Here is a 12,328-nt window from a genome sequence, read left to right as displayed (position 1 = left end):
CCTGCGAGGCAGGGGAGCCGCTGTTTTTGTTGTTGGACAAGGGCTATAACTTTTGACCGGACTAACAAATTTGCCTCACCCCTAATTTTATAAGCGGGGAAAACACTGTTTCTCTAGACCCACACGGTTTTTGTTTGTTATGATAAGTGAGGTTTAAATAGAAGATAGGTATGAGATGCGGATGGATTGAGGATGATGGAGGGAAGCGGCTTGTGGAAACCTATGAACATTTAAAAGAGGGCGAGAAGGGCGCATGGGTCAGCATCGTCGCATATATCCTGTTAGCCGCTTTTAAAATCAGCATGGGGTTTGTGACCGGTTCCGAAGCGCTTACGGCAGACGGAATAAACAATATAACGGATATTATCGTTTCGCTGGCCGTGCTGATCGGCTTGCGAATATCGAGAAAACCCCCGGACCGGGATCACCCGTACGGACATATGCGGGCAGAAACCATCGCTTCAATGGTCGCTTCCTTCATTATGGCGGTTGCGGGACTGCAGGTCGTGATTCAAGCAGGCAAAAGCTTCCTGGCGGACGAACGGACGGCGCCTGATATGCTTGCGGCATGGATTGCCTTGAGCTGCGCGATCATTATGTGGGGGGTCTACGTATATAACAGCAGGCTTGCAAAACGCATCCGCAATCAAGCGCTGATGGCCGCGGCCTACGATAACCGTTCGGATGCGCTCGTGAGCATTGGGGCCGCTGTTGGCATCATCGGCTCCCGACTCGGCTTTCCGATTCTCGATGCGGCTGCGGCGTTCGTTGTAGGCCTTATGATTTGTAAAACGGCGTGGAGCGTATTCTCCGATGCTACGCACGCTTTAACCGACGGCTTTGACGATGAGAGACTGCGGGTATTCCGCAAAACGGTCAAAGAGACTCCGGGCGTGAAGAGGATCAAGGATATCCGCGCCAGGGTTCACGGCAGCAGCGTTCTGCTGGATGTCGTCGTGGAGGTCAGCTCCGAGCTTTCGGTTGGACAAAGCCATGAAATCAGCGACGAGATCGAGAAAAGAATGTTGGACGAGCACCAGATCGGGAACGTCCACGTGCATATTGAACCTTTTTCCGAACAAAAGCCATAAGACTGCCCGGAAGGCAGCCTTATGGCTTTTGTTATGCAAGATTACCCGCTTCTGAATTGCGGCCGTTCATCCATGAATGGCCTCGATCGATTGAGGTTATTTGAAATTTTTATGGAGTCACTATAGAGGCTGCTGTAAAGCTGAAAATCAGCGTAACAGCGAGCGAGGTAAAATGCCCCCTGTAAGGTTGATTTTCAGCGCAGCGGCCAGTGTGAGAGGCGGGTTCCGAAGAGCATCCCGAGCCGCAGGAGGACCCTTCTCCGTCGCTTCCACCGCCCCCGCCGTTGCCGCTGCTGTCGCCTGCGCAGTAAGAGACCGAACCGCAGCTTCCAACCGCAGCGCGGCGGATTCTGCAGGATGTCCGGGCCGTAGACCAAGCATCCCGGGAGGAGGGGAAGAAGTGTAAACGCGATCCCGGCATGGGAAATTCCCCCGTTTCATCTGATGTATCCAGTTGTATGTGCAACCTGCATATATATTAACGTATGCGGCTCAAGATAAGTTTCTCAACCATGGATTATTTTCTAAGCATATTTTGAATTGGAAGATTCATAGATATAGGGAGATAAAAAGCTTGAGGCTTCACTAATCTGAGGAAGGAGCTTTAGTGCCATGAAACAAACTGATCAGGATATTGTGCAATACTATGCCGTCAATGAACAGCTCGTTGCGAATCCCGGGAAATTGGCTGTGCAGGTAGCCCACGCGGCTGCTACAATGACGCTGCACTATTTGTTAAATGACAGCAGGTATTATGAGGTGTTTCAAGCCTGGCTGAACAACGGGCAAAAGAAAGTCGTGCTGCAAGGCCCTGAAGAGCGTCTTCGGCAATTAGCTAATGAAGGATTCCCGTCTATCCGGGATGCAGGGCTTATGGAAAATCCGGAAGGCTTCTTAACCGTTGTCGTACTGCCGCCAATGAATAAAAAGGTTGCCGAAGAAAGGATAGCCGGACTGAAGGTGCTGTAGATTTTGCTCTACGAGTTGAACAAGGAAAAGAGCCTGTGGACTTCAAAATCTTTAGGCTCTTTTCATTTATAGCAGCTGAGCATTTGCAGCACTTTTGCCTGCGGTGTAACCAGTTGAAAATGCAGCAGTGATATTGTAGCCTCCCGTATAGCCATGAATATCTAAAATTTCGCCGCAGAAATACAATCCCTTCATCAGCTTGGATTCCATCGTCTTAGGGTCAATTTCCTTAAGGTTTACACCCCCGCCAGTAACAAAAGCTTCCTCGATCGAGAGGGTTCCATTTATAGCGATAGGAAAAGCTTTGATTAGCTTGGACAAATCCATCCATTGTTGTTTTGGGATATGGTCATAGGTAACATCCTCACGTAAACCGGCTTTCTCAAGTAGAATTGGAATCATGCGCTCAGGCAAGTAGCCCTTCAAAGCGTTTTTTACAGCTTTTTTCGATTCCTGCTTGGCAAGCTCCAATGTTTCGTTATAGATTTCATCAATTGTCTTAGAAGGGAACAGGTCTAACGTTACATTTACCGTCTTGATTTCGAATTGCTTCAAAGCTTTAACAACGAACTGGCTGCAGCGCAATGCTGTTGGACCCGAAATCCCAAAATGAGTGAATATCATGTCGCCTTCATGGGTAATGATCTTTTTACCCTTCGGGTTCCAGACCGTAAGACTGATGTTTCTTAATGAAAGTCCTTGTAATGCCTTGGTACGGATAAATGATTCATTAGACGTCAGCGGAACCTCGGTAGGGTAAAGTTCGGTAATCGAGTGACCCGCCTTCTCCGCCCACTCGTATCCATCACCCTCCGAGCCTGTATGCGGTACGGATTTACCTCCTGCCGCTACGATGACAGCGCTGCTCCTGATTTCTTCACCGGACCGCAGACGAACACCTATAGTTTGCCCATGATGGTAAAGAACTTCCTTTACAGGACTATTCACCTTAATATGAACCCCTTGCTCTCTTACCTTATTGACAAGAGCATCAACAACCGTCTTGGCTTTATCTGAAACGGGGAACATGCGTCCGTTATCTTCCTCTTTTAAGCGAATCCCCAGCCCTTCAAAGAAAGAGATAATATCACGATTGCTGGAAATTAGCCAAAGCGCTATGAAGAAAACGGCCGTTCCCCGGTATGTGCTTAATCAACTCGTCAATCTCCTTGGCATTAGTGACATTGCATCGTCCGCCACCAGAGATCCCAAGCTTGCGGCCAAGTTTATCTCCTTTATCAATCAGCAGGACTTTCGCGCCATGTTCACTTGCGGCAATGCTTGCCATGAGTCCTGACGAACCTCCACCAATCACAATGACATCATACAATTTGCGGCCCCTCCAATGAAAACTTGTGGTTTCATTATACCCTCCAGCTGGTAAAATAAAAATATCTGTACGGGGCCAGGATGTTCACTGAGTTGTTCTAACCGCCGAAAAAAAAGAGGCCTTAGGCCTCGTGAAGAAATCAATTATGCCGATTGGATCTGGGATTGCAGTTTACGAACGGTAATTCGGGCAATGCGCAGATCGTCTGTCTCTTCGATCATAAACTCATATTGATCATCGTAAAGCACCGTCTGCCCTTTTGTCGGGGGGATTTCCACCTGGGAATAAATCCAGCCGCCAACCGTATCGTAGTTTTCGGTTCCGATGTCCAAACCGAAATAATCGTTCAACTCATTAATTAGAAGACGCCCGTCGATGGAATAGGTGGTCTCGTCCTTTTTCTCTATGCTTGGACGTTCATCCGGATCGAATTCATCCTGGATTTCACCTACAATTTCCTCGAGAATATCCTCGAGCGTTACCATGCCCGAAGTCCCCCCATATTCATCGATGAGCAGCGCGATCTGTACTTTTTTCTTCTGCATAAGCTTCAGCAGTTGGCTGATCGGCATCGACTCCGGCACTTTGGTAATAGGACGGGCAAGCAGCCGAATATCGGTCAAGTCCTTGCTGGCTTTCATCAAATCCTTAATATGCACGAAGCCGATGATATTGTCCTTGTCCGGATCGCACACCGGGTAGCGGGTACGCATTTCATTCAGCGCAATATCCATATTTTCCTCGAACGTGAGGTTAGCGTACAAGCATCCCATCTCTGTCCTTGGAATCATGATTTCGCGCGCATTCGTTTCCGTAAATTCAAATATATTATCAAAAAGCGTCAATTCCGTGTTGTCAATGAATCCGCTTTTGTGACTTTCTTTCATCAGTATGCGTATTTCCTCATCGGTATGAGCGGATTCGTGCTCGGTCGTCGGTTCGATTCCCGCACGTTTGAGCATCCAGTTGGATATTCCGTTCAGCAGCCATATGAAAGGAAACATCAGCTTATAAAATAAGATAATCGGCGCCGCGGACCACAGGGTAACGTTCTCCGATTGGCGAATCGCGTACGTTTTGGGGAACTGCTCGCCGAGCGTAATGTGCAATATCGTAATAAGAGAAAAAGCGATCAGAAAGGAAATCGTATGAATGACAACGTCATTGAGTTGAAACCAATCCTTCAATACCGGTCCGATAAAAGCAGCGATGGCCGGTTCTCCGAGCCAGCCCAGACCTAAGGATGTAAGTGTAATCCCAAGCTGGCAGGCCGATAAATACGCGTTCAGGTTTCCCGTAATCTTCTGTGCAAAACGGGCTCGGATATTGCCTCCTTGGGCGAGCGTTTCGAGACGGCTGTTTCTAACCTTGACCATAGCAAATTCGGCAGCAACAAAGAAACCGTTCAGCAGCACCAACACAATAATCAAAACCGCGTTAAATAATAAAGGTAACGGGTCACTACTCAATCAATCCCTATCCCCTGCGTGAGGGCAGATAGGTACACCTCCTCCAGACGTTCAAAATTGTCAAAACTATTAATAATTTATAATATGTATTATAAACGATACGAAAGTAACCGCTCAAACATCGGCCGGGGTATTCAGGGGTATGCACGCTGTGCAGGGGCTATATTTGTAAGCATTAATGGCTGATTTCAATCTGTATGCTTCAATTTCGCCGTTTTTTGTGTAAATCAGGGTGGGATTAGTTGGAATATTCATGAATTTTGAACAGGAAGTTGGAAGGTTATCCATAACCGTTTTTTGGGCAGCCGTTAAAAAAAGGCAATACATCTTTCGGGGCGGCCGCGCCGGGTAACACAGGACTGGCCGTTATAGCCGCGGCAGCAAGCGAAGCAGGGCAATGGTTCTTGCCTTTTTTTATATATCATAGTATAATGTTATGATACTCAATTTGAGTAATTCACCCCGCATAACCCCTAACATCGGATTTTCCTCGAAAAGAACGTTTTTTCCCGCAAATCGTGATCGTCAGGAGCCCATGATTGGACATTGTTGTAATACTGATTCACACTGGCGCGGTCATCGGAGCCGCAAGGATGAAAGAGAGGTAGGGCTTTCATTGTCTTGGTTGCACAGCATCACCAGATTTCATGCAAGGATTTACCATATCGTTTGGGGTAAGGCGGCAGTAAAGTTTAGAAAAGGGACTCCGTTCAGGCTAATCACCGATGGAGTCTTTTTTCATGATTTGATTCGCGTGAGGCACCTGGTTTCCTTCAATTCCCTGATTCGTCGTCCCGGGGGCTGACTGATTTTTATTCAGCTAAAGCATACTAAAGCCTAAGGAAGGGAGATGATTCATGTGGCTAAGCAAAAAAACATCGCCAACGCATCGAAAGAACAGAGCATACAGGCCGTTCGGAATAAGGGGACGGATCATACCGATCCTGCCGGCGGCATCACGGACAAAAAGCTGAGCGGACCGAACCGTCCGTCCGTCTAATGCGGACCTGAGGGAGGATGGCATACATGAGCGACAAGCCTGAAGATACGAAAGACGCCACGTATGATCACGTGAAAACCGATATTTCGTATAACCGGAAAAATGATTCGGAGCTTGATCCGTTTGAAATCAATTTTCGTAAGGGATTGGATCGAAACCGGGGACCAAGAGAACCGTTCGTGAATGAGCACGGGGTGCTTATCGGAGATCATGAGTATCAGTCGGAACACTCGCCGCTGGAGCAGTGGACTGAGAACACCGATCCTGCCATCATGTCGGGAGATGGCTGGGTCCATCCTTACAAGGATATAGGCTTTCATACGACGGAAAATAAAGAGCTTTTTGAAAAAGGCAATATACCGCAAGGCGCTCCTTTCATGCATCCTGATAAGGACGCAGCATACCCGGCGTTCCAAAGCGGGGCGGAGGAAAAGGACGACCAAGCGGAATAGCGGAATTCGATCACGATAGCGATCGTGTGCTTTGCTTTCCTCCGATGCCGATGTATAATGGTTGTATGAAGTACAATAACCATTTATGTGGGGTAAAAGGAGTGGAAGCGTGACATGTCCCTGTCGTTTGAGAATTATATGAAGGATATGGTTCAGCCGATGAGAGACGAACTGACCCGGATCGGTGTGCAGGAGCTCCGCACACCTGAGGAAGTATCGGCGGCGCTTGATGATATGAAAGGGACGACATTGATCGTCGTCAATTCTGTATGCGGCTGTGCAGCAGGCCAATGCCGTCCAGGCGTAGCCAAAGCACTTCAGCATGAAGTGAAACCGGATCGCCTGTTCACGGTATTTGCAGGCCAGGATAAGGAAGCGACAGCTAAGGCGCGTGAGTATTTTGCACCGTATCCGCCGTCTTCTCCATCCATTGCTTTGATGAAGGATGGCCAACTGGTACATTTTATCCAACGTCACCAGATTGAAGACCGTTCGGCTGAGATGATCGCCAACGATTTGATCAATGCCTTTGAAGAATACTGTAAATAAGAAATAACGGTTTTAGCTCTGAACTCCTGCCAGTGTCTAGATGACATTTGGTGGGAGTTTTTACGTGAACCGGGGCTGATGGTATACTGATAAAAAAACAAGTGGGAGAGTGTTGATGCGTGAGCCTGCAGGAGGATATTATCGCTAAGCTCGGAGTGAAGCCGAAGATTGATGCCGATGCGGAAATTCGCAAGAGAGTGGATTTTTTGAAGGAGTATGTGCTCAAGTCCGGGGTGGACGGACTGCTTATCGCGATCAGCGGCGGTATCGACAGCGCAGTGGCGACTGGCTTATGCAAGCAGGCGACCGATGAGCTTACGGCGGAGAAAGGCCGGGAGTACAAAACGGTGGGCGTATTCCAACCCTATGGCAAGCAGGAGGATATCGACGACAGCTATGCCGTAGCGGAAGCATTTAACCTGAAGTACCGGGTGGAGACGAATATCGAAGAGGCGGTGAACGAAATCGCGCTCGAGGCCGAATACGGTTTGAAATCGATCGGGGTTCACCGGCATTTGAGCCGCGCGGGCAAAGGAAATGTGAAGGCCAGAACGCGTATGGTCATCCAATATGCCCTTGCATTTGAGTTGAACCTGCTTGTTGTCGGAACGGACCATGCTTCGGAAGCCATTACGGGATTCTTTACGAAGTACGGCGACGGCGCAGTCGATATTACCCCTCTCAGCACATTGAACAAACGTCAGGTACGCGAGCTGGCGCGTAAGCTGGGCGTGCCGCAAAGCGTTCTGGATAAGGCGCCGACGGCGGGGCTGTGGGAAGGTCAGACCGACGAGAACGAGCTGGGGATCACCTATGACGACAACAGCGATTATTTGGAAGGCAAGACCATTTCGCCGCAAGCGCAGGCCAAGCTGGAACAGCAGTATTTAAAGACCGAGCATAAGCGGGCCCCGATCCCCGGGATTTAAGGGCGGGCCGTTGACTTTATAGCCACCTTGTAACCGAAAAGGCATGTATGAGTACGAGCATGCCCCTTTAGGCTGCAAGGTGGTTTGTCTGTGTGCCTGCCTTACTTTATTCCGGCGGCATTTTGCAGCCTTTTTGCGATTTCCAGAACATCCTCTTGGGAGACGCCGGGGGCGAATTCTTCGGGAACTCCGCATGTTCGGGGATCGGAGCCCCTTGCGGGACACCTTCGTCGTCCCGGTGGCCACCTCCAGGGCTTTGGCATACGCCAGGATATGTACGCCGCCTCGAACGAGCAGGTAACCGATCATTTCACGGGCAACCGGATGATTGGTCATCTCGTAGACGCGCATTTTGTGCGTCCGTGCGCCGCATTCGGATCCGCATACGGGGACTGCGGCAGCTCGATCAACAGTTGATTGATGCGTGTAAACAGAAGAAACCCCTCCTTATCCTAAACCGCATTTAAAGCGCAAGGCTCCATTAAGCTGTATGAAACAAAGGAGAGATTTATGCAGGGACGAGACTTAGAAATCTCGGAAGCCCATCCGCTTCAGCACGGTTTCCGTCCGGGCGACGATATCGTCGATCTGCTCTTTGGTGGTGCACAGCGGCAGCCAATAATAGATCGTATCCCCAAGCGGGCGCAGGAACAGGCCTTCCTTCAGCCCTTCCAGATATACGCGGAAGCCGATGCGCTCGGCAAAATCGAAGCGGACTCCGGCGGCGCGGTCCTTATACAGCTCGAAGGCGCCGACCATGCCGAGGCTGCGCACGTTCGCTACGCCGGAAAATGCCTCGAATCGCTTCAGCTGTTCTTTAAGGTGAGCCGCCGAATCCTGGACGTGGTCCAAGACGCGTTCTTCCTCAAAGATGCGAAGCGATTCCAGCGCTACAGCCGCAGCGAGCGGATTGCCGGTGAAGCTGTGACCGTGCGTGAAGGTCTTCAGCTTCACGTAGTCGTCATAGAATGCGTCGTAGATCGCATTCGTCGTGATTGTAGCGGACAGAGGCAGCACGCCCGCCGTAAGCCCTTTGGACAGGCACATGAAGTCCGGCGAGATCCCTGCGTGATCGCAAGCGAACATCCGGCCTGTCCGGCCGAACCCGACCGCCACTTCGTCGGCGATCAGGTGTACTTCATATTGCGTGCACAGCTCACGCAATCCTTGCAAATACGCGGAGGGGTATATGATCATTCCTCCCGCGGCCTGAATCATCGGCTCGACGATCAGCGCAGCCAGCTCGTCCGCCGATGATTCAAAGAGCTTGCGTGCGCCCTCCAGCGCCTCCGCCACACAAGCCTCGGCGCTGGGCCCCTTGCGCACGTCCGGCGACGGTACCGCGCTGGCCGCGAACAGCAGGGGCCGGAATACGGAGAAGTAATGATCTACGCCGCCGACGCTGACCGCTCCGATCGTATCGCCGTGATAGCTGTTCTCCACGAAGGCGAATTTGGTTTTGCCGGTCCGTCCGGTTTGCTGCCAATATTGAAACGACATCTTCAACGCCACTTCCACGGAAGTGGAGCCGTTGTCGGAGTAAAACACTCGGTCCAGCCCGGGCGGAGTAAGCTCAACCAATTGATGAGCCAATTCAATACCGGGCCGATGCGTAAGGCCGGCGAACATCACGTGATCCATTTGGGCAAGCTGCCGGTTTATGGCCTCCCGGATACGCGGATGCGCATGGCCGTGCACGTTAACCCACCAGGAAGAGTTGGTATCGTAGTAACGATTCCCGTCGGCATCATATAAGTAGACGCCTTCCGCTTTCTCGATCAGAACGGGATCCGTATCAGCGTAATCCTTCATCTGGGTAAAAGGGTGCCATACATGCTGACGGTCCATTTGCAAAAGCAACTGCTTTTCATTTGCTTTCATCCACTGCATCCTCCTTGAACTTCATGGTCGGATCGGATACGATTAATCCATTAATCCACATCACATTGTACCACCAAGAGAAGCAAAACGCGAAACCGGAAAGGAACAAGCGCTATGATTATCGGCATCGGCACCGATTTACTGGATATCGCGCGCGTGCGCAAAATTTTGGAGCAGCCCGCGGGCGGAAGATTTTTGGAGCGGGTTCTCACACCCCGCGAGCGCGAGCTGGCTGAGGGCAAACAGGGGCGCTTGGCTGAATTTACGGCAGGCCGCTTTGCAGCCAAAGAAGCGGTATCGAAGGCGATCGGCTGCGGCATCGGCAAAGAGCTCTCATTTCAGGATGTAGAGATCCTGCCTGATCCGAAGGGCAAACCGGTTTGCCGGTTATCGGAGACAGCGATGGAGCGGATGATTGCGGCCGGATTACTCCCGGGCGCGGGGACAAGCGGCTCTATTTGGATTCACCTGAGCGTCACTCATACGGAGACGACCGCGATGGCTTACGCGATTGTGGAGCGCAGAGAGGGCGCGGCCGGATGAAAACGGCAGCGTAAAAGCAAACAAGCAGTCCCTTCTTAAGAGGGGCTGCTTGTTTGATTAAGCGTTCAGGTCGCTGTTACGCTGAAAAACCGTCTAACGGCGGCCGGCATCGGATTATTTTTTGTTTGCCAGCCAGTCGGCGAGCGCATCAATCTCCTCGGTTTTGAGCTTGCCTTGATAGCCGGGCATGCCGTTGCCGCCCCGATTGATCTGCTCGACGATTTGCTCCTTGGTCAGTCGTGCGCCTGCTTGCTGCAGGTTTGTATTTGGCCCTACTTTTCCTTCCAGGTTGGAGGCATGGCATGACATACAGTTCTGCTTATAGAGCGATTGCACCGTATCGCTCGCTCCGGCCATCGCCTGCTCCTCCGTCATGCCGCCGGAGGATTTACCGCCGCCAAACGGCGCAGGGCTATTTTGGGGCGTGCATGCTCCGAGAACGGCTGCCATCATTAACGCCATTGAAAAAGCGGCCCAAGTATTCATACGTTTCATTCTTACCTCGTCCCCCTGTTCCACATTCCGATCATCCATGCGAGAGCCATCATACTGAGTCCGCCGAAGACTCCGAGAGCTACCTGCGCAAAGCCTAAATATGACCAAGCCACGGTTACGGTTAAAGCCAGCATCCATAAGCTTAGATACAGCAGCGGGCGTCCTAACCAGCGGCTAAACCAAGCGTAAGCCAATGTCAGCAGTATGCCCTTAAACAGCGGCCAAACCAACGGGTCGATGCTTTTCCAGCGCGCCAGCGCATAGAGCCCCGACACAACCAGCACTACTGCGGCGCACAGGGTTATACCGGCTCCGCTTAAGGCAGGGCTTGTCCCGCCATAGTGGCGAAATGTCCTAAACAGCAGGACCGCGGATGCCGCAAGTGCCGTCCACATCACGACCGGCTGCAGCGGATCGAGATCCCGCCATTGCGCAAAAAACCGCAACCCGGCCGACAGCGCCCATTGCAGGCCCCAGATATACAGAAAAGCGGTATATGGCGCAGCCTTTTGATAGGCGGCTTCCACTTGATTAATACTCATCGTTACACCTCTTTGGCCGCAGCCGGTTTAACCTTTTTAGCCGCCTGAAAAAACCGGCGGCCGCACGTACGAAGTGCCATCTCATGATCAACAAGTCATAAGGGCAGCTAAACAATCATGGTAAGTTCGCGCTTTCTAAAGAGAGAGTACACTTTTTTCGGTAGTGAAGTCAAACGTGCCGGTATACCCTGACGAGCCAGTTGCTCCGAGGGCTCAGTTCCCCGAAGTAATCCGATGATTTTTTGCGTATTCCCGAGGGGAGACGCCGGTCACTTTTTTGAAGATGCGGCTGAAATAAAACTCGTCCGTATAGCCCACGCTGCTTGCGATCGATTTCAGACGATAATCCGAAAGCACGAGAAGCTCCTTGGCCCGGTCAACACGCAGGTGCGTCAAGTAATCGATGGGGCTGTAGCCGATATATTTTTTGAACAACCGGGAATAGTGGCTGACGCTCAGCCCCGCCATTTGGGCCAATCCTTCCAGCGTGAGCGGCTCCTGATAGTGGCCTATCATATAATCCTGGGTTAACTCAATGGCGGCGGTGGTATCGCCCGCAATTTTTTGTGCGCGAAAATCGGTCACGAGCGTCAGCAGCAGTTCCTGAAGCAAGATTTTGCGGCGCATCGCCGTCATGTGCCCCCGCCGCTTCCACAGCACATCCAGCTGCTCAAACAGATAGATCAGCTGGGGGGTGTTGGTTACCGTATACATACCCTCCAAGGGAAAACGCGTTTCCGAGGCGTTGTTGTAAACCCACTGTTCCTTATCCTCATAACATTCCGTATAATGAAAACGTATGAAATAGTATTCCAGGGGATGCTCCGGATCGGTGGTGCGCTCCACGACCATACCGGGGGCAAACCAAAAGAGCTTGCCGGGCTCCGCCGGATAATGGGTTCCATTGATGGTGAAGGTGCCCTTCCCCTTGATGATGAGCCAGACGGAATGATGTTTGATCGGCTGCGCTTTTTGGTACCAGTCCGTCTCGCACTTTCTATGGCCGACAATAAGAATGGATATCACCAGCTTATTCAAGCGAGAGGCCAACTCTCCGGGGGTGAGCATCGGCATCGGT

General features: G+C 51.2%; 13 protein-coding genes and 2 pseudogenes. 7 read left to right on the top strand and 8 right to left on the bottom strand.

From position 1 onward, the window contains the following. The first annotated feature begins 212 nt into the window (after window positions 1-212). Complete coding sequence (locus NR121_RS11415) at window positions 213-1,091, top strand: cation diffusion facilitator family transporter (protein WP_256831237.1); 879 nt, start codon at window positions 213-215, stop codon at window positions 1,089-1,091. A gap of 147 nt (window positions 1,092-1,238) precedes the next feature. Here NR121_RS11415 and NR121_RS11410 read toward each other — a convergent pair whose 3' ends face one another. Continuing rightward, on the bottom strand, window positions 1,239-1,532 hold the full coding sequence (locus NR121_RS11410; RefSeq protein ID WP_256831203.1) for a hypothetical protein: 294 nt from the start codon (window positions 1,530-1,532) through the stop codon (window positions 1,239-1,241). Between the two features lie 171 nt (window positions 1,533-1,703). On the opposite strand from NR121_RS11410, the gene NR121_RS11405 reads away from it, so the two are divergent. Beyond that, window positions 1,704-2,060, top strand: coding sequence for an aminoacyl-tRNA hydrolase (locus tag NR121_RS11405; RefSeq protein ID WP_062409964.1), 357 nt, complete (start codon window positions 1,704-1,706; stop codon window positions 2,058-2,060). A 66-nt stretch (window positions 2,061-2,126) separates the two neighbouring features. Here NR121_RS11405 and NR121_RS11400 read toward each other — a convergent pair. Then, window positions 2,127-3,348 (bottom strand): annotated as a pseudogene (locus tag NR121_RS11400) (BaiN/RdsA family NAD(P)/FAD-dependent oxidoreductase). Between the two features lie 185 nt (window positions 3,349-3,533). Next, window positions 3,534-4,859, bottom strand: coding sequence for a hemolysin family protein (locus tag NR121_RS11395; RefSeq protein ID WP_062409963.1), 1,326 nt, complete (start codon window positions 4,857-4,859; stop codon window positions 3,534-3,536). 859 nt (window positions 4,860-5,718) lie between these two features. On the opposite strand from NR121_RS11395, the gene NR121_RS11390 reads away from it, so the two are divergent. From NR121_RS11390 to nadE, 4 genes are all read left to right on the top strand, one after another. Next, complete coding sequence (locus tag NR121_RS11390) at window positions 5,719-5,859, top strand: hypothetical protein (protein WP_171006001.1); 141 nt, start codon at window positions 5,719-5,721, stop codon at window positions 5,857-5,859. Window positions 5,860-5,885: 26 nt separating this feature from the next. After that, complete coding sequence (locus NR121_RS11385) at window positions 5,886-6,311, top strand: DUF3905 domain-containing protein (protein ID WP_062409962.1); 426 nt, start codon at window positions 5,886-5,888, stop codon at window positions 6,309-6,311. Window positions 6,312-6,425: 114 nt separating this feature from the next. Continuing rightward, window positions 6,426-6,860 (top strand): BrxA/BrxB family bacilliredoxin, encoded by a 435-nt coding sequence (locus NR121_RS11380; RefSeq protein ID WP_062409961.1) that lies wholly within the window; start codon window positions 6,426-6,428, stop codon window positions 6,858-6,860. Window positions 6,861-6,979: 119 nt separating this feature from the next. Then, complete coding sequence (gene nadE / locus NR121_RS11375) at window positions 6,980-7,789, top strand: ammonia-dependent NAD(+) synthetase (protein ID WP_062409960.1); 810 nt, start codon at window positions 6,980-6,982, stop codon at window positions 7,787-7,789. Window positions 7,790-7,890: 101 nt separating this feature from the next. On the opposite strand, the pseudogene NR121_RS11370 reads toward nadE, so the two are convergent. Continuing rightward, window positions 7,891-8,164: pseudogene (locus NR121_RS11370) on the bottom strand (manganese catalase family protein); the annotation flags it as partial. A gap of 150 nt (window positions 8,165-8,314) precedes the next feature. After that, window positions 8,315-9,670 (bottom strand): adenosylmethionine--8-amino-7-oxononanoate transaminase, encoded by a 1,356-nt coding sequence (gene bioA, locus NR121_RS11365; protein WP_256831202.1) that lies wholly within the window; start codon window positions 9,668-9,670, stop codon window positions 8,315-8,317. Between the two features lie 114 nt (window positions 9,671-9,784). On the opposite strand from bioA, the gene acpS reads away from it, so the two are divergent. Beyond that, the gene (gene acpS, locus NR121_RS11360) at window positions 9,785-10,213 is read left to right on the top strand and encodes a holo-ACP synthase (RefSeq protein ID WP_062409957.1); all 429 of its coding nucleotides are present in this window, start codon (window positions 9,785-9,787) and stop codon (window positions 10,211-10,213) included. 114 nt (window positions 10,214-10,327) lie between these two features. Here the strand turns inward: acpS and NR121_RS11355 are convergent, their stop codons facing one another. The 3 genes from NR121_RS11355 to NR121_RS11345 form a co-directional block, all read right to left on the bottom strand. Further along, window positions 10,328-10,708: a c-type cytochrome gene (locus NR121_RS11355; protein WP_082660884.1), complete on the bottom strand. Its 381-nt coding sequence runs from the start codon at window positions 10,706-10,708 to the stop codon at window positions 10,328-10,330. A 2-nt stretch (window positions 10,709-10,710) separates the two neighbouring features. Next, window positions 10,711-11,250 carry a hypothetical protein gene (locus NR121_RS11350; RefSeq protein WP_062409955.1) on the bottom strand — a complete coding sequence of 180 codons (540 nt, stop codon included), beginning with the start codon at window positions 11,248-11,250 and terminating at the stop codon, window positions 10,711-10,713. A gap of 213 nt (window positions 11,251-11,463) precedes the next feature. After that, window positions 11,464-12,318: an AraC family transcriptional regulator gene (locus NR121_RS11345; protein ID WP_062411060.1), complete on the bottom strand. Its 855-nt coding sequence runs from the start codon at window positions 12,316-12,318 to the stop codon at window positions 11,464-11,466. Window positions 12,319-12,328: the final 10 nt, after the last annotated feature.

The sequence above is a fragment of the Paenibacillus sp. Pae15 genome (genome assembly GCF_024519685.1).
GTDB classification, from domain to species: Bacteria; Bacillota; Bacilli; order Paenibacillales; family NBRC-103111; genus Paenibacillus_G; species Paenibacillus_G naphthalenovorans.
The sequence above is the reverse complement of the archived record's forward strand: the minus strand, read 5'-3'. Positions and strand labels throughout refer to the sequence as shown.

Coding starts and splice junctions, on each gene's coding strand:
- NR121_RS11410 (WP_256831203.1), bottom strand. CDS start 1,532: ATGAAACGGGGGAATTTCCCATGCCGGGATCGCGTTTACACTTCTTCC.
- NR121_RS11405 (WP_062409964.1), top strand. CDS start 1,704: ATGAAACAAACTGATCAGGATATTGTGCAATACTATGCCGTCAATGAA.
- NR121_RS11385 (WP_062409962.1), top strand. CDS start 5,886: ATGAGCGACAAGCCTGAAGATACGAAAGACGCCACGTATGATCACGTG.
- NR121_RS11380 (WP_062409961.1), top strand. CDS start 6,426: ATGTCCCTGTCGTTTGAGAATTATATGAAGGATATGGTTCAGCCGATG.
- bioA (WP_256831202.1), bottom strand. CDS start 9,670: ATGAAAGCAAATGAAAAGCAGTTGCTTTTGCAAATGGACCGTCAGCAT.
- acpS (WP_062409957.1), top strand. CDS start 9,785: ATGATTATCGGCATCGGCACCGATTTACTGGATATCGCGCGCGTGCGC.
- NR121_RS11355 (WP_082660884.1), bottom strand. CDS start 10,708: ATGAAACGTATGAATACTTGGGCCGCTTTTTCAATGGCGTTAATGATG.
- NR121_RS11350 (WP_062409955.1), bottom strand. CDS start 11,250: ATGAGTATTAATCAAGTGGAAGCCGCCTATCAAAAGGCTGCGCCATAT.
- NR121_RS11345 (WP_062411060.1), bottom strand. CDS start 12,318: ATGCTCACCCCCGGAGAGTTGGCCTCTCGCTTGAATAAGCTGGTGATA.